A 17898-nucleotide genomic window follows, 5' to 3' on the forward strand; every position below is an offset into this window, starting at 1 on the left:
CGCCAAGTCCCTACCCCCGCCATGCCCCGAACCGAAGGAGAACGCCCGTGTCCCACAAGCCCTCCATCGCCGAGATCGGCGCCTTCATCGGCCGGCTCAAGGCCAACGCCGAGAGGGGTGCCAACCCCGGTCCGCTGCTGGCTGATAAAGCCGACCTGTTGGAGCGCATCGCCAAGGCCAACCCGGGCGACCGCGACGCCGCCGAGGTCGCCCGCGACGCCCGTGCCGCCGCCCGCGCCCAGCGCGTGAACCGGTGACCGCCGTGGCCGCCCGCAAGCGCCCGTCGGCGCCCAAGCCCGCGCCCTGCCAGCCCTGCGAGGGCACCGGTCAGATCACCGAGGTCGTCTACACCGGCCGTGGTCCGCGCCGCCGCCAGCTCGCCGAGCAGGAAGCCACGTGCCTCGACTGCCTCGGCTCCGGAATCGCGCTGGAGGTGCACCAGTGATCCGGATCCGCGTGACCTGCGACATCGACTCCGTGGCCGTTGTGGTCGCCGACCTGTGCCGCCTCTGGACGGTGCACGACGTCAAGGAGTACCCCGCCCCAAAGGCGCCGACACGTGCGACGTCCCGGAGCGTCCTGTCCTCTCCGTCACCGAGGTGTTCGCCGTGGCTGAGGCGATCGGCCCTCGCTGGCGAGCCCTGGTCCTGCTGACCGCGATCACTACGCTGCGCTTCGGTGAGCTGGCCGCGCTCCGCCGTAGGCACGTCGATCTGGATGGCCGGTTCGTCCGGGTGCAGCGCAACCAGGCGGAGCTGAACACCGGACGGTTGTACGACAAGGCGCCGAAGAGCCGCGCCGGCTTCCGGCCGGTGGCCTTCCCCGCCGAGATCGTGGCCGACATGGCGAATCACCTCGACCACTTCGCCGGCGCCGGGCCGGATGGGCACCTCTTCATCGGCCCTCGCGGCGGCAAGCTCCGCCGGAGCAACTTCCGGGACGACTGGATCCGGGCCCGCACGGCCGCCGGGGTGAGTGAAGATGCCCACTTCCACGACCTCCGGCACACCGGGAACACCCTCGCCTCGCAGAACGGGGCCAGCACGCGGGAGCTCATGACCAGGATGGGCCACAGCAGCACCCGGGCCGCGATCTACCAGCACATGACCAGCGACCGGGACCGTGCCATCGCCGACCGCATGGGTGCAGCCGTCCGGAAGGCACTCCAGGGCGACGAACAGCCCCCGCAATCCAGTCAGTAGCCGCGCCAGGCAATGAGGCCGGTCCGATCTCCCGGGCCGGCCTCACTCGTGCCTCCTCTCCCGCGAGAACTGCCCCCGTGTCAGCGCTTGATCACGCACGCGAGAGACTCCCTGTTCGCACAGACGTACTGCCCGCCGAGCAGAAACGAGCCCGCGCACGTGCCCGCGCCCAGCACACCGTCACCGCAGATCGAGCAGCCCGCCGCAGCCTTCGAGGAACTGGGCGGCGTCGACCTCCAGCTCGACGCCTTCTATCCGGGAGGCACGAGAGGTAACAGCTCAGACGACCCCATCAACCGGCTGATCCCCGGCGTAGGCAACCAAGGCGGCTTCCGCATGGCTGGCTCACCGTGGAAGCAGACCGTACGCCTGGCCGTCCTCTACACGACCGGACGCCAGCCCGACTGGCCGGACACGCTCGACGCCCAGACCGGCGCCTTCACCTACTACGGGGACAACCGGACTCCCGGCCACGAGCTGCACGAAACCCCGCGGGGCGGGAACCACCTGCTGCGGGACACCTTCGAGGCCTCTCATGCAGGGCCCGCGGAGCGGCGCCTGATCCCGCCGTTCCTCCTCTTCGAGAAGGCTGGCTCCAGCGGCCGCGGCGTGCGGTTCCGCGGGCTGGTCGCACCGGGCGGCCCGGCGCTGACCTCTGATGACGAACTTGCCGCTATCTGGCGTACAACCAGCGGCCGACGCTTCCAGAACTACCGGTCCCGCTTCACCGTCCTGGACCAGGCCGTCATTCCCCGAGGCTGGATCCAGCATGTCCTCGGCGGCGGCGACCCGCTGGACGGCGGATGCCCCGATGTCTGGCGGACGTGGGTTGAGGCCCGCGCTTACGTACCGCTCACCGCCCCGGCGACAACGGTCATCCGCACGCAGGCCGAGCAGTTGCCGGGCGACCCCGCATCCCAGGCCGTCCTGAAGGCAGTCCGCGAGCACTTCCGAGGCCGCGAGCACGACTTCGAAGCGTGCGCGGTCGAGCTGTGGCGGCTGCTTGCGCCGGCAACCGGGCAGGTGGAGGTGACCCGCCGCACCAGCGACGGCGGGCGCGATGCAGTCGGCCAGTATCACCTGGGCCCGCCCACCGACCGAATAGCCATCGACTTCGCCCTCGAAGCCAAGTGCTACTCCCCCAGCCACTCCGTAGGCGTCAAGGAGGGCAGCCGGCTGATCTCACGCCTGCGCCACCGCAACTTCGGTGTGCTCGTCACCACGTCGTACTTCCACCGCCAGATGCAGGAGGAGATCCGGGACGACCAGCATCCCGTCGTGCTGATCAGCGGGCGGGACATCGTCGACCTGCTCCGGGAGCACGGCTACGTCTCAAAGGAGGCAGTCGAGGCCTGGCTGGCCCAGCGGTTCCCAGCACCGGGATCTGGCACGCCGGTGGCACAGTCCGACTGAGACCCCGCACAGGACTAAGGGCCAGTTCGTGAGGAAGACTCCTCCGAACTGGCCCTTCGTGGCTGTGGGCGCGGACGGTTTCGAACCGCCGACATCTGCTTTGTAAGAGCAGCGCTCTACCACTGAGCTACGCGCCCCCCGTCGCGGCCCGGTGGGGGCACGACGACTGCCTAGAGTACCTGGTCCCGGGGGGTGGTGTGGTGCGGGTGCTCGGGGAGTGGGATGGGTGGGGGTGCCGGTGTGGTGGGGCGATCGGGAACAATGGGCAGTGGATCAGCGGTCGGAACAGGGAGCGCGCAGTGAGGGTGGCCGACGGGAGTGGGTGGGGGCGGCGGCCGGGGAGTGCGGTGGCCGAGGCCCTGGTGTTGCCGCTGGTGATCGCGGGCGCGCTGGGCGCCGCCGGGGCGGCGTCGTTCGGTACGGGCGGGGGCTGGTGGGGCCGGCGCGGCGGCGAGGGGGTGCGGGCGGACGCGAAGGCGGCCCGGGACGCGGCGCAGCAGGCGTTCTACGAGTTGGACTCCACCCAGCGCGAGGTGCGGCTGGCGGTGGAGACGGTGCGCGCGGCGGAGGACGGCGCGACGGCGCAGCGGGCGGCGGCGGATTTCGAGGCGATCTCCGGCCGGGTGGACCAGGTGACGGTGAACTACCTGGCGGCGCTGGACGCGCACGATCTGGATGCCGAGGAGCTGGAGTCCGGTGCCGCGGCGCGGGCCCGGCACCAGTTGCAGGACGTGAAGGGGCAGCTCGGGTCGGCGCAGGCTGAGCTGGACGGCTTCCTGCAGCGGTTGCAGCCGGTGCTGCAGCACGCCGAGTCGCAGCTGATGCGGGTGACCCCGGCGGTGGAGGGGGCGAAGCGGTCGTTGCTGACCGCGACCACCACGCTGGAGGCGGTGCGCGGCGCGGGGCTGAAGGCGGACGACCTGGCGGCCCGGCTGGCGGAGCTGAGCCCGGAGTTGGGCCGGCTGAACGAGGGCGCGGGCCGGCACGGGGTGGCGGCGACGCTGCAGCGCGCGGAGCGGGTGAAGGAGCGGGCCGACGCGATCACGGCGGACGCGGAGCACCTGCCGGAGCGGGCCCGGGAGATCGACCGGCGGGTGGCGAGCCTGCGGACCCGGATCCAGGCGCTGGAGACCAAGGCCGGCACGGTGGAGCCGGCCCTGAGCGAGCTGCGGCGGCGGTTCGCCACGGCGTGCTGGCAGGACCTCCAGCGGGTGCCGGACCAGGTGGCGGAGGCGGGGCGGGCGGCGGAGCAGAAGCTCGCCGAGGCGGCGCGGGCGCGCGACGAGCAGCGCTGGCCGGACGCGACCGGTGCGCTCGGCACGGTGCGCGCGCTGCTGGACACCGCGGACGGCTCGGTGGTCGCCGTGAACGAGCGGCTGCGGCAGCTGAACGAGGTGCAGCACGATCCGAACCGGGAGATCGAGCGGACCCGCTTCGCGCTCCGGGACGCCCAGCGGCTCGCGATGGCGGGGCGGCAGGCGCCGGACCCGCGGCACGCGGCTCCGCTGGACGCGGCGGTCGGCCGGCTGGACCGGGCGGTCGAGGCGCTGGAGACGGCCGGCCGGCACCCTGACTACTGGCACTTCCTGACCGAGCTGGCGGCGGTGCGGGAGACGGCGGCGCAAGTGGTGGAGCTGATCCGCGAGGACCTGGGCGGCCACCGGTAGCGCGAGCCGCCCCTGGCCACCCCGCCGGCGGCCCGGCGACCTTGGCGGCCCCGGCAGCCCCGGTGCCCCCACGGATCGTGCGGGCCCCCTGCACCGCCGGCCCGCGCCGGGCTACCCTGCCGGTATGCCACGCTACGACTTCCGCTGCCGCTCCTGCGGGGCCACCTTCGAACTCCGCCGCACGATGGCGCAGGCCAACGACCCCGCGGTCTGCCCGCAGGGGCACGAGGACACCGTGAAGCTGCTGTCGGCCGTCGCCGTCACCGGCGGCGCGTCCGGCGGCGCCGCGCAGCAGGCCCCGTCCGGTGGCGGGGGCGGCTGCTGCGGCGGCGGTTGCTGCGGCTGACCTGAGCGGGGACCGGCCGGCGGCGCCTGGCCTCAGCCCTTGGCCACGGACTCCAGCGAGCCGGCCTCCGGCCCGCCGTCCGAGTCGGCGGTCCGCGGGCCCTCCGTACCGACGGCCCGCGAAACCTCCGGGCCCGCAGTCGCACCCGCAGTCGCACCCACACCCACGCCTGCCCCGCCCCGGACACGGGCCAGGAACTGACGGATGATCTCCTCCCCCGCCGCCACGCCCACCTGGTCGAGTGCGGTGACCCCGGGGGCCGTCCAGCCGCTGTCGGCGAGTTCGCCGTGCCCGGGGCGCCAGGCCGCGTCGGCGGCCAGCAGCAGGTCCGCGTCGAGCAGCGAGTCGCCGGCAGCCAGCACGGTGGCGCCGCCGACGCGCCGCTCCACCTCGGCCAGCGCCGCGCTCTTGCTCAGCGGCGCCGGGACGGCGTAGACCTTGCGGCCCTGCAGCGAGACGGTCCAGCCGCGCTCGGCGCACCAGCCGGTGAGTTCGTCGAGCCAGCCGGCCGGCAGCTCGGCGCGTTCGACGACCAGGTAGGCGAAGAGCTCGTCGGCGACCCGGCGCTTGTGGGTCCACTCCGGGTCCGCGCAGAGCGCCAGGTGTTCGACCACCTCGGCCAGCGGCACCGACGCGGTGGCCAGCCGGCCGGCCACCTCGGCCTGCCAGTCCTCGTCCGGGACGCCGTCGACGAGCAGCCGGCCGCCGTTGCTGCAGATCGCGTAGGCGGGGATCCAACCGGGCGTCGGGCCGGGCAGGTTGACCCGTTCGTACTGCGTCCTGGTCCGGGTGGTGGCGGGGACGAGCAGGGCTTCGCGGGCGAGTTCGACGAGCAGCCCGGCGGCCTGCTCGGTCATGAACGAGAGCGCCTTGCCGTCGTGCACCTCGACGGAGAGCAACCGCGGTGCGAGCCGGTCGGGCACGTCCAGGGCGAGGGCGCGGTTGCTGTAGATCAGGGTGCGGTCGAGGTCGCTCGCGACCAGGAAACCACTGGGGCTGCTCATCGGGTTCAGGACTCCTTCACCAGGACGGCCGTGCCGGAGGCGCCGGTCGCTCCCCGGCTGTAGCGGGGGTGGATCAGGCCGACGCACGAGTACGGCAGGTCGTCGACCTCCTCGACGGGGATGCCGCGCTGGGCGGCGAGCAGACGGACGTGGTCGAGGTCGGCGCCGGTGCCGCGGCGGGCCAGCACCCGCCAGGGGACGCGGCGCAGCATGACCCGGGTGGTCTCGCCGACGCCGGGCTTCACCAGGTTGACGTTGTCGATGCCGTACTCGGCGCTGATCCGCTCGACGGCGGCCCAGCCGGCCCAGTCGGGGGTGCGGTCCTCGGCGGCGAGCCGGTCGGCCGCCGTCCGCACCTCGTCCAGGACCTCGGCGAAGTGGTCGGCGACGGTGTCCAGGAAGGCGCCGGAGACGTCCCCGCCGGCCAGTTCGGTGTAGTGCTTGGCGCCGTGGAAGTCGTCCGGGCCGATCAGGTCGGTGCGCAGCACGGTGCGGGAGACCAGGCCGGAGACGGTCGAGTTGAGGCAGGCGGAGGGGATGAGGAAGTCGTCCCGGGTGCCGTAGGTGCGCACGCAGCGGCCGGGGTCGGCCAGGACGGCCAGTTCGGGGTCGAAGGCGGTGCCGGCCAGGGCCTCGGCGAGTTCGCGGGTGATCGCGCCCTTGCCGGTCCAGCCGTCCACAAACACGACGTCGGGGGCGTGGTGGTGGGCGTCCAGGTAGCGGACGGCGACCGGGTCCAGGCCGCGGCCGCGGATGATCGAGACGGCGTAGTGCGGGGTGTCCAGGCCGTGCGCGAAGGCCAGCCAGCGACGGATCAGGACGCCCACCGGGGTGCCGGCCCGGGCCAGCGAGGCGAGCACCAGGCCGCGGCCGCGCTCGCGGAGCAGCGTCTCCGCGACGGTGCCGACGGCGAGCGCGATCCGGCGGGCGGAGATCCGCAGGGCCTGGTGGAACAGTTCCTGGTACTCGGGGCTGGGCTGGTACTCCACCGGCAGGGACTCCGCGTAGTGGGCGCCGCCGTTCTGGACGGCCTCCTCGCGCTCCTCGGTCGGGGCCTCCAGCGGGACGTCGGAGAGGTCCTTGAGCAGCCAGGAGACCTCGTCGGCGCGGTAGGAGGAGAACTCCGGGCCGTGCAGCGGCGTAGGCAGCGCGCTCCGCTGCGGCCGGACGGCCGGGACCGGCCGGTGCGAGGGCAGCACGGCGAGCACCACCCGGTCGGTGACCTGCCGCAGCTGGGCGAGCAGGGAGCGTTCGCCGTCGTGCAGTTCGGGGGTGTCGGCCACGTCGTCGACCACCAGCACCACCGCGTCGAAGCGGCGGGCCGGGTCGGCGCCGGGGGCGACGTTGTAGACGAAGCGCTCGCGCGAACCGCCGTCCTGCGGACCGTCGTGGGCGGGGAAGGAGAGCCGGGTGCGGATGGCGTAGCCCGGGTCGTCCACCGCGAGGACGGGCGAGCGGGTGGTGGTGGAGTAGCGGACCCGCTCCTCGCCGTCGGGGAGGTGGTCCGCGAGGGCGCCGGCGAGGCGCAGCGGCGCGTACATCAGCTCCTCACAGCCGAGGACCAGCACCCGGCCGGAGCCGGCCGCGCCGGACTCCCGGCCCTCGCCCGCCGCCGGGCCGGTGTCGCCCGGCTCCAGCGCGGCGGCCAGCTGGGACGCCAACTGCGGTAGCGCCTCTTCGAGTTGCGCCCGGTGCGCGGCGCTGAAGCCGTGCCGTCCGCCGTCCGGCAGGCCCGCGGGCCAGTCGAGGGCGACCCGGACCAGCGGGGCGGGGGCGGCCGGGGGCGGCTCCGGCGCGGGGCCGACCTCGGCGATCAGCGCGGCGGCGCGGGCGAGGATGTCGGCCGGCAGCTCGACGCCGCCGCCGGCCGCGGCGACCAGGTCGAGCCGGGTGCCGAGTTCGGCGGCGGTGTCGACCAGTCGGCGGCGGTCGCTCTCGTCGCGCAGGTCGACCAGGGCGACCACGACGTAGTGGGCGCGCGGGTGGCGCGCGTGCAGCTCGCGGATGGTGTTGAGCACGGTGTTGCCGGTGGAGAACTCGTCGTCCACCAGGACCAGCGGGCCGTCACCGGCCAGCAGCGCGGGGTCGGCGGGCAGCAGCAGGTGGGAGGTGGCGTGCGAGTGCTCCTCCTCGAAGCCGCCGACCGGGGTCAGCCCGGCCACCGGGCGGCGCGTGGAGTGCAGGTAGGGGGCGTCCAGGCCGTCGGCGACGCTGTGGCCCAGGCCGGTGGCGGTCTCGGCGTAGCCGAGCACGACGGCACGGGCGGCCGCCTCCTCGCCCAGCAGCTCGCGCACCAGGCGGCCGAGGTCGAGACCGGCGCCGTGCACCACGGACGGGCGCTGCGGGACGTGCTTGCCGAGCACGGTGGAGACCAGCAGGTGGGCGCGCTTGGGGTTCTCGCGCAGGGCGAGGCCGACCAGGTCGGGGAGGCGGTCCGAGCCGGTCAGACCGACGCCCGCCCGGTCGGCCACCCAGCGACCGGTCCACTCTTGCTGTGCTGTCACTACTGGTCCTGCCTTCGATGGTGCGAGTCGTGCGGTCGGTCCGAGAGATACGAGAGGTACGAGAGGTACGAGAGGTACGAGAGGTACGAGAAGTACGAGAAGTACGGGTAGCGCGGCGGTGCGAGAAGCGGGATAGGTACGAGAAGCGGAGGCCCGAGACCCACGAGCCACGAGCCACGAGCCCCCGCGGTCAGCCGCAGAGGCAGGCCGAGAGCAGCTCCGCGAAGCTGACGTCCTCCCTCGCCACCCCGAACGCCTCGGCGCGCAGCATCACCCGCTCGGCCCAGGCCCGGTGCGGCTTGGCCTCGTTCATCTTGTTGGTGTACGCCGAACGCAGCACCCCGCCGCCGCCGCGTTCCTGGTCCAGGATGTCCCGCGCGTCGCTGTACTCCTCATGGGTGACCACGGAGAGCGCGTGCACGGCGGGGACGTGGCTGGGGTGGATGCAGGTCTTGCCGAGCAGTCCGTTGGCCCGGTCGAGCTCGATCTCGCGGATCAGGCCGTCCAGGTCGTGGTCGATGATCCGCTGGCGCACGGCCACCCCGGAGGGCTCCGCCTCGGCGAACGGGGTGCGGCGCAGCTGCGGCTTGAACATCCGCTCCTGGACGGGGAAGTACTCCCAGACCGGACCGGTCACGGTGAACCCGGTGCCGTCGGCCCGGCCGAGCACGTTGACCACGTCCCCGATCACCGCCGCGACCAGCGCGACGTCGTACGCGGTCAGGTCGGGCGAGCGGCGCAGCCCGTACGCGGAGCAGAGGTCGGTGACTCCGAGCCGGACGGCGAGGACGCGCGCCCGGTGCTTGTCGAGCAGCCGGGCGATGCCGAACAGCTGCTCGCGGCGGGTCTCCAGGTGGGCCAGTTCGGGGGACTCCAGGACGGGCATGGCGAACAGCCGGCGGCCGGTGGCCGCCTCGGCGCCGGCGAGCGCCTCCAGGAACTCGCCACCGCTCTCGTCGGTGAACTTCGGCAGGACGAAACCGGTGAGCAGCCCGATCGCCGGGCCGAGCCGGTCGGCGAGGTCGGTGATCTGGGAGGCGGCTCGGACCCTGATGAAGAGGAGGGGCAGATCCTGTGTGCGAGCGATGGAGGTTTCGGCGGCCTCGGCCGGCTCGGACGTCACTCCCCGCACCTCCCCGAGCCACCCGCCGGGCATCTCCGGGCGCACCTCGCCGCGCGCCCGCAGGTCGTCGCGGACCGCCGCCTCCCCGGCCGCGCCGGGCGCCCCGCCCCGCGATGGAAGCCCGCCGTGCGGCTCCGCGAAGAGCTCGCCGAGCTGCACCACCAGGTTGGCCTCGGCCGCGGTCACCTCGTGGTCGGCGATCGCGTCCTCCAGGCAGAGCACCATCGAGACCACGCCCCGACCCGCCTGCTTGCGGATGTCCTCACCCAGCGTGGGCCGGGTGGCGGGGCTGTAGAGGGTCGCGCCCAGCGCGGTGGCGAGGACGGCCGCGTCGCTCTCCGCCGAGAAGGCCCTGGGCTGTTCGAGGAAGAGCCGGCCGCGTACGTCGTCGGCGAGGTGGCCGAAATGGCGCATGGTGCTCTCCTCAGGGGTTGCGGCCGCCGGTCCCGGCGGGGTTCGTGCTCAGGGGCGTGCGGGGTTCGTGCTCAGGAAGGTGCGGGCGGTGCTCGGGGGTGCGGAAGGGGGCCTGGAGGGGGTGCGGAGGCGGCTCGGGGGGTGCCGCGATCAGGTGGGGAGTCGGGCTGCGGGAGGTCGGAGTGCGGGCCGTCGGGCACCGTTGCGGGGTGCGGGGCGTCACGATGGTTAACCGGTCCACCGGGCCCGGTGGTTCCCGGGCGCGCGCTGCTGATCCCCCTCGCCGAACCCCCCGGGGCCCTCTGGCCGCCTATCGTACGGACGACTTCCGGTCGAATGCGATTCGGAAACATCGAATTCTCGGAAGATTACCCTCCGCTTCACAAACCGCAAGCATTGGCAAAGTCCGATGGCCGCGCCCCCTCCGGTCACGTTGTCCGAAGGGGTGGCGAACAGGCAGGATGGTCCGCTATGACGCACGTGATGGCCAAGGGCGCCAACATCGCACTGCCGGTGGCGGCGGTCCGCGCCGTGCTGCGCTGGAGCGCCACGCCCGGTGCGCCGGACGTGGACGCCTCCGCGCTGCTCCTCGGCGCCGAGGGCAGGGTTCGTTCGGATGCCGACTTCGTCTTCTACAACCAGCCGAGGCACCCGTCGGGCCTGGTGCGCCACCTGCCCAAGCAGCAGACCGCCGCCGGCGCCGAGATCGCCGACACCGTGGAGGCGGAGCTCGCCAAGCTGCCGCCCGAGGTGGACCGGGTGGTGCTGGCCGGCTCCTCCGAGGGCGGATCGTTCCGCTCCGTGACCGGGCTACGCCTGCTGCTCTTCGACGCCGGCGCCGGAGAGGGCGCCGCCGCGCTCGCCGAGTTCGCGATGCCCGAGAACGACGACGTCACCGCGCTGGTCGCGGGCGAGCTCTACCGCCGGGCCGGGTCGTGGAAGTTCCGGGCCGTCGGCCAGGGCTACGCGTCCGGGCTGATCGGCCTGGCCACCGACTTCGGGATCACCGTCGAGGACGGCGCGGCGGACTCCCGCGGCGCCGGTCCGGCCGACCGGCCGGGCCCGCACGCGCCGGGGGCCGACCCGCGCGCCGCCGTGCCGGACCCGCGCCCCGTCGCCCGCCCCGAGCCGGGCACGTACACCCTGGCGCCCGCCGTCCCGCTCGGCGCCGCGCAGGCCGCCGCCCCGCAGCGGCCCGCGTCGGCCCCGGCCGTACCCGCGCACGCTCCCCCGCCGCCGCAGGCGCCGCCCGCGATGCCGACGACCGCGCCGACCGTCCCGCCCGCGCCCCCGGCCCGGCAACCGGGGTACGGGTACCCGCAGCCCGGCCCCCAGCAGGGCGGCTACGGCTACCCCCAGCAGGCCCCGCGCCCCGGGTACGGCTACCCGCAGCCGGCCCACCAGGCACCGCAGCAGCCCTACCCGCAGCAGCAGGGCACCTACGGGTACCCGCCGCAGCCCGCACCGCAGCAGCAGGGCGGCTACGGCTACCCCCAGTCGGCCACCGCGCCGCCGTCCCAGCAGCAGGCCCAGCAGCAGGCCCAGCAGCAGGCCCTGCCGGCCCCGCAGCCCCCGGCTGCCCCCGAGGAGTTCGCGCTGCCGCCGCAGGGCCCGCAGTTCCAGCCCCGCTGACCGCCGCGCGGGGCCGCTACTCCGGCCCGGACGGGCCCTTGTACCCGCGCTGCCACTGCATCCCGAAGCCGTACAGCCGGTCGATGTCCGCCTGGAAGCCGTTGACGTAGCGCACCTCGCGGCGCACCGTCAGCTGGTTGTCCCCGGAGTTCTCGATCAGCACCACCGCGCAGGAACGGGCGGCCGGGGCGCGTTCCTCCAGCTTGATCTCGATCCGCGGACCGGTCTGCGGCACGATCGTCACCACCGCGTTGGCCTGCTCGAACGCGGGTGTGCCGTCGTAGATGTAGACGAAGATGAGCAGCCGCTTGAACTGGTCCTTCTTCTCCAGGTTCACGTACATCGTCTCGCCGGACGGCGCCCCGTACTGGTCGTCGCCGCTGAGCTTGACGAAGGGCGCGCGCTGGAGGTCCCCGAAGTAGCCGCCGAGCGGTTGCACCACGCCCCGGCTGCCGTCGGACAGTTCGTACATGCAGGCCAGGTCGAGGTCGACGTTGAGCTGGGCGCCCTGCTGCGTGTCCGGCTCCACCGGGCTGAGGATGCGCGGGCTGAACCAGCGCTTGAGCGCGTCCCGGCCCGAGGAGCGCGGCGCTCCTATCCGGGTGGTCCAGTGCAGGTTGACGTAGAGGTAGCCGGTGGTGGCCGCGGCCCCGGTGATCGCGTGCTGCGGTGTCGACTTGGTGAGTGTGATCTTGTGCTGCCCGCCCGGGTCCAGGGTGTTCCGCTCCCCGCGCAGGTACTCCCAAATCGAGGCCATCCCAGTCCTCCCCCAGGGCCGCCGGCCGGTCCGGCGGTCCGTCGCCCAATGATCCGGCATCAGCCCGCCCGCCGGGTACCCGAACTGCTTACCCAGCCACGTGAACCGGACACCGACGGTGCACCGGCGGGACACCGGCCGACCACCGGCCGACCACCCGACGGCGGCCGGGAGCCGACGGCGGGTCGGCTGGCGGGACGAAGGTCCCCTCCCGTAACATGCCGCCCCTTCGGACGCGATATCGTCTAGCCGCACAGGTGTCCCGACCGCCCCTGCCCGGGCGCGGTGGGCGCCCGGCGGCAAGGACGCACCGTCAGGCCCTGTCCCGGCGACGGGATCTGATCGTCTGTGTCGCACTGTGACCTGTCCCCTGCGGAAACCCGAGGCCCGACCCGCAATGAACCTGACCTCCATACAGCTGGTCTGGACCGTCATCGGCGGCGCAGCCCTGCTGTTCACCGCCATCCTGGTGGCGACGCTGCGCTTCAAGAACACGACCAAGAACGAGGACTCGGGTGACTCCTGGGAGCGCACCGAGGAGCGCCGCCGGCGCAAGGAGATGATCTACGGAATCTCCTCCTACGTCCTGCTGTTCTGCTGCGCCGGCGTCGCCGCCGCGCTCTCGTTCCACGGCCTGGTGGGCTTCGGCAAGGAGAACCTGGGCCTGTCCAACGGCTGGGAGTACCTCGTCCCGTTCGGCCTGGACGGCGCCGCGATGTTCTGCTCCGTCCTCGCCGTGCGCGAGGCCAGCCACGGTGACGCGGCGCTCGGTTCGCGCCTGCTGGTCTGGGTGTTCGCGATCGCCTCGGCCTGGTTCAACTGGGTGCACGCCCCGCGCGGCGTGTCCCACGACGGCGCCCCGCAGTTCTTCTCCGGGATGTCCATCTCGGCCGCGATCCTGTTCGACCGGGCGCTGAAGCAGACCCGCAAGGCCGCGCTGCGCGAGCAGGGCCTCGTCCCGCGTCCGCTGCCGCAGATCCGGATCGTCCGCTGGCTGCGCGCCCCCCGCGAGACCTACGCCGCCTGGTCGCTGATGCTGCTGGAGAACGTCCGCAGCCTGGACGAGGCGGTCGAGGAGGTCCGCGAGGAGCGCCAGACGAAGGAGGCCGCCAAGCTGCGCGCCCGCAGCGCCGACCGCCGCGAGCGCGCCGAGCTCAAGGCCATCTCCCGCCAGAGCGGGATGCTGGCCCGGGCCCGCGGCGGCCGTCAGGTGCCCGCGCTCACCGCTGCCGGAGACGGCCCGAACGCTTCGGAGCCTGCCCTAGCCGCTGACGCCGACGCCACCTCCCAGACCGGCCGCTCCGTGCTGGAACCCGCTTCGCTGAGCGCCCTGGAGGCCGGCCGCCGCCCGCGGGCCGCCGTCGGGTCCTCCTCGACCGACCCGTTCGGCGACTCGTCCTACCTCGGCAGCGGCTCCTCGTCGTCCTCCTACCGCAGCTCGACCATCGACCTGACGGCCGACGACGACACCCTGTCGATGCCCAAGCTGGACTCGCTGGAGCGCAAGCTGCGCGCCATCGAGCAGCAGCTCGGCTGACCCTCCCGCAGCGGGGACAACCGAACCGAGCACCACGCACGCAGAACGGCCGCCCCCTCACCGGAGGGGGCGGCCGTTCTCGTCGGGCCCCGGGGCGACGGCCCCGGGTGCGGAGCGCTACTTGCCGGCGCTCGCCAGTTCGTGGTCGTCCCCGCCGCCGCCCGCGGCGGCCTCCTTGCGGTTGCGCAGGATCGACGAGCCGAGGGCGAGGCCGATGAAGGCGACACCGATCAGGCCGGTGACGATCTCCGGGATGTGGTACTCGATGCCGACCAGCAGGATCACCGAGAGCGCGCCGATCGCGTAGTGCGCGCCGTGCTCCAGGTAGACGTAGTCGTCGAGGGTGCCCTGGCGGACCAGGTAGACGGTCAGCGAGCGGATGTACATCGCGCCGATGCCGAGGCCCAGGGTGATCTGGAAGATGTCGCTGGAGATCGCGAACGCGCCGACCACGCCGTCGAAGGAGAACGACGCGTCCAGCACCTCCAGGTACATGAAGAGGAAGAACGCGGCCTTGCCGCCCACCTGGACGATGGACTTCCCGGACTTGCCGGACGTCTCCTCCTCCTCGGCCTCCTCCTCCAGGCCCGCCTCGAAGATCGAGGAGAGTCCGTTGACGGAGAGGTAGGTGACCAGGCCGAGCACACCGGCGAGCAGCACCGTCTCGGCGTGCTCCCCGGCGAAGAAGTTGGACGCCAGCAGCAGCGTGACCAGCGCGACGACCGTCGAGAAGGCCTCCAGCTTGCCGACCTTCTCCAGCGGACGCTCGATCCAGGCCAGCCAGTTGTAGTCCTTCTCCTCGAAGATGAAGTCGAGGAAGATCATCAGCAGGAAGACGCCACCGAACGCCGCGATGGCCGGGTTGGCGGCCTCCAGGTACTGGGCGTAGGTGGAACCCTCGTAGGTCTTGTCGGAGTTGAGCGCGAGGTCGATGACGGTCGCGGGGCTGAGGTGCGCGGTGAGGCCGACGACCAGCAGCGGGAAGATCAGCCGCATACCGAAGACGGCGATCAGCACGCCGACGGTGAGGAAGATCTTCTGCCAGTACGGGTTCATCCGCTTCAGCACCGTGGCGTTGACCACCGCGTTGTCGAACGACAGGGAGATCTCCAGGATGGAGAGGATCAGCACGATGCCGAATCCTTCAGCTCCCCAGAGCAGGCCGGCTGCGATCAGCCCGATGACGGTGATCGCGAATGACCAGCCGAAGGTGCGGAGGAACACGGGACTTGGTTACCTTTCGAGTTCATGGCGCCGAGGACGTCGACCGCGTCGGACGCGGGTCTCGGGCCGCCGTTACTGTACGTTCACGCCGAAATCAAGGGCAATGCCGCGCAGGCCCGAGGCGTACCCCTGGCCCACCGCGCGGAACTTCCACTCGCCCGCGTAGCGGTACAGCTCGCCGAAGATCATCGCGGTCTCGCTGGAGGCGTCCTCGGTCAGGTCGTACCGCGCGATCTCCTGCCCGTCCAGGGAGTTGACCACCCGGATGTAGGCGTTGCGCACCTGGCCGAAGTTCTGCAGGCGCGACTCGGCGTCGTAGATCGACACCGGGAAGGCCACCTTGTCCACCTGCGGGGGGACGAGGTCCAGGTTGACCAGCACGACCTCGTCGTCGCCGTCGCCGTCGCCGGTGAGGTTGTCACCGGTGTGCTCGACCGAGCCCTCGGGGCTCTTCAGGTTGTTGTAGAAGACGAAGTACTCGTCACCGAGCACCCGGCCTCCCGAGCAGAGCAGCGCGCTCGCATCGAGGTCGAACGGCGCACCGGTGGTCGAGCGGGCGTCCCAGCCGAGGCCGATCTGGACCTGCGTCAGATTCGGCGCGGCCTTGGTGAGCGAGACGTTTCCACCCTTGGCGAGCGTGACACTCATGGCTGTCCTTCCTCCCTTTCCTCCCGGGGCGCATCTCAAGGTCTATTCCCCCGTGGCCCCGCCCGGCCTCCTTCGGCCGGCTGAACTTCCTGAACTCCTATCCTTCCAGTGCGCCGGACCGGCTCGAAGCCGGGGCGCACGAACCGGTGGCCCCCCGGCCGGGCCCCACCCGCCGCCCGCCCCGGGCGCCACGAGGCCGCACAGCACGAAACCGAGCGACACGGCCCCGGACAGCACGAAGCCGGGGCGGCCGCCGACGCCCTCGCGTCCGCGGCCGGCCCCGGCCCGGTGGTACTCCGTCAGGCCCGGCGGGCCCGCCGCCCGGCTCAGACGTTGACGCCGAAGTCCTGGGCGATGCCGCGCAGGCCGGAGGCGTACCCCTGGCCGATGGCGCGGAACTTCCACTCGGCGCCGTTGCGGTACAGCTCGCCGAAGACCATCGCGGTCTCGGTCGAGGCGTCCTCGGAGAGGTCGTACCGGGCCAGCTCCTTGTTGTCGGCCTGGTTCACCACGCGGATGAACGCGTTGCGGACCTGGCCGAAGTTCTGGGTCCGGTTCTCGGCGTCGTAGATCGACACCGGGAAGACGATCTTCTGCACATCGGCCGGCACGGTCGCCAGGTCGACCTTGATGGCCTCGTCGTCGCCCTCGCCGGCACCGGTCAGGTTGTCGCCGGTGTGCTCGACCGAGCCCTCGGGGCTCTTCAGGTTGTTGAAGAAGACGAAGTTGCCGTCCTTGTCGACCTTGCCCTGGTCGTTGCAGAGCAGGGCGCTGGCATCCAGGTCGAAGTCCGTGCCGGTGGTGGTACGGACGTCCCAGCCAAGGCCGATGACCACGGCGGTCAGGCCGGGGGCTTCCTTGGTGAGCGAGACATTGCCGCCCTTGCTCAGGCTGACACCCACTTGTCCTCCAAGATTCGGGAGGCACGCACTGGTGCCCCCGTGGTGCGGTCGGAGGTGCGGCGACGATTGCGCCGAGCCTCTGACCAGCCAACGGACCGATCGTAGTGCCGGGTTCCCGTCCTGGGCGGAGAACGGGCCCGGCGTGGCTGTTCGAATCCGCGCGGGGGCCCGCCCCGCGGTCCGTCCGCAGCCCGCCGGGCCCGTCGGGCACCCCCGGGAAGGGGCGCGCGGGGGCCTCAGAGCGCGCCGAGGACCTTCAGGTACTCCTGCTCGTCACGGGCGTCCGGCAGGTCGTTGACGACGCTCCAGCGGACCACGCCGGCCTTGTCGATCACGAAGGTGCCGCGCACCGCGCAGCCCTTCTCCTCGTTGAAGACGCCGTAGGCGCGGGAGACCTCGCCGTGCGGCCAGAAGTCGGAGAGCAGCGGGTACTCCAGGCCCTCCTGCTCGGCGAAGACGCGCTGGGTGAACGGCGAGTCGTTGGAGACGCCGAGCACCTGGACCTCGTCGTTCTGCAGGCGCGGCAGCTCCTTCTGGATCGCGCAGACCTCGCCGGTGCAGACGCCGGTGAAGGAGAACGGGTAGAAGACCAGGACGACGTTCTTCTCGCCCCGGAAGTCGGAGAGCCTGACCAGCTCGCCGTGCTGGTTCTTCAGCTCGAAGTCCGGAGCCTCGGTGCCGACCTCGATGGCCATGGTGGGACCTTTCTGACGCGACAGGGCCGCGCGGCGGGCGCGGCGAGCGCCATCCTTGCATTCGCCGACCCCGATTCGGCCGAACGGGTGAGGCGGCCGGCGCTCGGGGCGGCCGCTTTCGCCCTCGGCGAACGCGACCCCCGGCAGGGGATCCAGCCCGGAACGCGAAACGGCCGGGCCCCGCTGGAGGAAGCTCCAACGGGGCCCGGCCCTGGATCGCGGCTCAGGCGCGAGGGGCGCTCAGCGCTTGCCCGCCTTGGCGGCCTTGGTCGCCAACCGGGTGGCGGCCCAGTCCTTGGCGATGGCGATCGAGCTGGTCTGCGAGAGGCCGGCGGTCCGGGCCGCGTCGGCGATGTCGGACGCCTCGATGTGGCCGTCCCGGCCGGTCTTGGGCGTCAGAAGCCAGATCAGGCCGCCCTCGGCCAGGTATTCCAGGGCGTCGACGAGGGAGTCGGTGAGATCTCCGTCGTCGTCGCGGTGCCACAGCAGGACGGCGTCGGCGACGTCGTCGTAGTCCTCGTCGACGAGATCTGTCCCGGTGATCTCCTCGATGCCCTCGCGGAGTTCCTGGTCACTGTCTTCGTCGTACCCCAGCTCCTGGATGATCTGGTCCTTCTCGAATCCGAGACGGTGGGCCGGGTTGGACTTGTCCGCGGGGTCCGCGGTCGCGCTCACGGGAATAACCTCCAGTATTCGGCTCGGCATCCATGCCGAGGCTGTGGCCGTAGTCCACACGGGCGCGGCGGTTCGCGCAAGTACCCGACCCCCGATCCCCTCCAAAGGTTGACGTGTCGCAGGGGGACACGCCGGTCGACGTGTCGTGAATCACA

At 72.5% G+C, this 17898-nt stretch carries 16 protein-coding genes, 1 tRNA gene and 1 pseudogene; 8 read left to right on the top strand and 10 right to left on the bottom strand.

Annotation, left to right across the window (positions count from 1 at the left end; all coding sequences use genetic code 11):
• The first annotated feature begins 47 nt into the window (after nt 1-47).
• The 4 genes and pseudogenes from ABT263_RS10350 to ABT263_RS10365 all read left to right on the top strand — a co-directional run bounded on the left by ABT263_RS10350 (nt 48) and on the right by ABT263_RS10365 (nt 2615).
• Nucleotides 48-257, top strand: coding sequence for a hypothetical protein (locus tag ABT263_RS10350; RefSeq protein WP_352289675.1), 210 nt, complete (start codon nt 48-50; stop codon nt 255-257).
• Entirely contained in the window at nt 254-445 is a 192-nt protein-coding gene (locus ABT263_RS10355; RefSeq protein ID WP_352289678.1) for a hypothetical protein, read from the top strand. Before ABT263_RS10350 ends, ABT263_RS10355 begins: the two co-directional genes overlap by 4 nt.
• 94 nt (nt 446-539) lie before the next feature.
• Nucleotides 540-1202, top strand: a pseudogene (locus ABT263_RS10360) (tyrosine-type recombinase/integrase); the annotation flags it as partial.
• Nucleotides 1203-1361: 159 nt separating this feature from the next.
• Entirely contained in the window at nt 1362-2615 is a 1254-nt protein-coding gene (locus ABT263_RS10365) for a restriction endonuclease (protein ID WP_352289683.1), read from the top strand.
• 65 nt (nt 2616-2680) lie between these two features.
• On the opposite strand, the gene ABT263_RS10370 is transcribed toward ABT263_RS10365, so the two are convergent.
• Nucleotides 2681-2752, bottom strand: a tRNA-Val gene (locus ABT263_RS10370).
• Nucleotides 2753-2962: 210 nt separating this feature from the next.
• On the opposite strand from ABT263_RS10370, the gene ABT263_RS10375 reads away from it, so the two are divergent.
• Together ABT263_RS10375 and ABT263_RS10380 are read left to right on the top strand one after the other, a co-directional pair.
• On the top strand, nt 2963-4282 hold the full coding sequence (locus ABT263_RS10375) for a coiled-coil domain-containing protein (RefSeq protein ID WP_329487464.1): 1320 nt from the start codon (nt 2963-2965) through the stop codon (nt 4280-4282).
• A 124-nt stretch (nt 4283-4406) separates the two neighbouring features.
• Nucleotides 4407-4628 (top strand): FmdB family zinc ribbon protein, encoded by a 222-nt coding sequence (locus ABT263_RS10380; protein ID WP_329487465.1) that lies wholly within the window; start codon nt 4407-4409, stop codon nt 4626-4628.
• A 32-nt stretch (nt 4629-4660) separates the two neighbouring features.
• Here the strand turns inward: ABT263_RS10380 and ABT263_RS10385 are convergent, their stop codons facing one another.
• From ABT263_RS10385 to ABT263_RS10395, 3 genes are all read right to left on the bottom strand, one after another.
• Nucleotides 4661-5632, bottom strand: coding sequence for an HAD family hydrolase (locus ABT263_RS10385; RefSeq protein WP_352289685.1), 972 nt, complete (start codon nt 5630-5632; stop codon nt 4661-4663).
• 5 nt (nt 5633-5637) lie between these two features.
• A complete protein-coding gene (locus tag ABT263_RS10390) occupies nt 5638-8136 on the bottom strand; it encodes a phosphoribosyltransferase (protein ID WP_352289688.1) in 2499 nt (832 codons plus the stop codon).
• Nucleotides 8137-8326: 190 nt separating this feature from the next.
• Nucleotides 8327-9673, bottom strand: coding sequence for an HpcH/HpaI aldolase/citrate lyase family protein (locus ABT263_RS10395; protein ID WP_352289691.1), 1347 nt, complete (start codon nt 9671-9673; stop codon nt 8327-8329).
• Nucleotides 9674-10144: 471 nt separating this feature from the next.
• Here ABT263_RS10395 and ABT263_RS10400 point away from each other — a divergent pair, with 471 nt between their 5' ends.
• Entirely contained in the window at nt 10145-11305 is a 1161-nt protein-coding gene (locus ABT263_RS10400; RefSeq protein ID WP_352289694.1) for a TerD family protein, read from the top strand.
• Nucleotides 11306-11321: 16 nt separating this feature from the next.
• Here the strand turns inward: ABT263_RS10400 and ABT263_RS10405 are convergent, their stop codons facing one another.
• Nucleotides 11322-12062 (bottom strand): Tellurium resistance, encoded by a 741-nt coding sequence (locus ABT263_RS10405; RefSeq protein ID WP_329487470.1) that lies wholly within the window; start codon nt 12060-12062, stop codon nt 11322-11324.
• Between the two features lie 397 nt (nt 12063-12459).
• Between ABT263_RS10405 and ABT263_RS10410 the strand changes: the two genes are divergently transcribed.
• Entirely contained in the window at nt 12460-13599 is a 1140-nt protein-coding gene (locus tag ABT263_RS10410; protein WP_329487471.1) for a DUF2637 domain-containing protein, read from the top strand.
• 117 nt (nt 13600-13716) lie between these two features.
• On the opposite strand, the gene ABT263_RS10415 is transcribed toward ABT263_RS10410, so the two are convergent.
• The 5 genes from ABT263_RS10415 to ABT263_RS10435 form a co-directional block, all read right to left on the bottom strand.
• Nucleotides 13717-14823 carry a DUF475 domain-containing protein gene (locus ABT263_RS10415; protein ID WP_352289697.1) on the bottom strand — a complete coding sequence of 369 codons (1107 nt, stop codon included), beginning with the start codon at nt 14821-14823 and terminating at the stop codon, nt 13717-13719.
• Nucleotides 14824-14895: 72 nt separating this feature from the next.
• Nucleotides 14896-15471 carry a TerD family protein gene (locus tag ABT263_RS10420; protein WP_329487473.1) on the bottom strand — a complete coding sequence of 192 codons (576 nt, stop codon included), beginning with the start codon at nt 15469-15471 and terminating at the stop codon, nt 14896-14898.
• A 326-nt stretch (nt 15472-15797) separates the two neighbouring features.
• Nucleotides 15798-16373, bottom strand: a complete 576-nt coding sequence (locus ABT263_RS10425; protein WP_329487474.1) for a TerD family protein — start codon at nt 16371-16373, stop codon at nt 15798-15800.
• 236 nt (nt 16374-16609) lie between these two features.
• Entirely contained in the window at nt 16610-17068 is a 459-nt protein-coding gene (locus ABT263_RS10430; protein ID WP_329487475.1) for a peroxiredoxin, read from the bottom strand.
• 240 nt (nt 17069-17308) lie between these two features.
• Nucleotides 17309-17743, bottom strand: coding sequence for a DUF3052 domain-containing protein (locus ABT263_RS10435; protein WP_329487476.1), 435 nt, complete (start codon nt 17741-17743; stop codon nt 17309-17311).
• Nucleotides 17744-17898 lie beyond the last annotated feature (155 nt).

It is taken from the genome of Kitasatospora sp. NPDC001603, from assembly GCF_040298365.1.
Classification (GTDB): Bacteria; Actinomycetota; Actinomycetes; order Streptomycetales; family Streptomycetaceae; genus Kitasatospora.

Coding starts and splice junctions, on each gene's coding strand:
- ABT263_RS10380 (WP_329487465.1), top strand. CDS start 4,407: ATGCCACGCTACGACTTCCGCTGCCGCTCCTGCGGGGCCACCTTCGAA.
- ABT263_RS10385 (WP_352289685.1), bottom strand. CDS start 5,632: ATGAGCAGCCCCAGTGGTTTCCTGGTCGCGAGCGACCTCGACCGCACC.
- ABT263_RS10395 (WP_352289691.1), bottom strand. CDS start 9,673: ATGCGCCATTTCGGCCACCTCGCCGACGACGTACGCGGCCGGCTCTTC.
- ABT263_RS10400 (WP_352289694.1), top strand. CDS start 10,145: ATGACGCACGTGATGGCCAAGGGCGCCAACATCGCACTGCCGGTGGCG.
- ABT263_RS10405 (WP_329487470.1), bottom strand. CDS start 12,062: ATGGCCTCGATTTGGGAGTACCTGCGCGGGGAGCGGAACACCCTGGAC.
- ABT263_RS10410 (WP_329487471.1), top strand. CDS start 12,460: ATGAACCTGACCTCCATACAGCTGGTCTGGACCGTCATCGGCGGCGCA.
- ABT263_RS10420 (WP_329487473.1), bottom strand. CDS start 15,471: ATGAGTGTCACGCTCGCCAAGGGTGGAAACGTCTCGCTCACCAAGGCC.
- ABT263_RS10430 (WP_329487475.1), bottom strand. CDS start 17,068: ATGGCCATCGAGGTCGGCACCGAGGCTCCGGACTTCGAGCTGAAGAAC.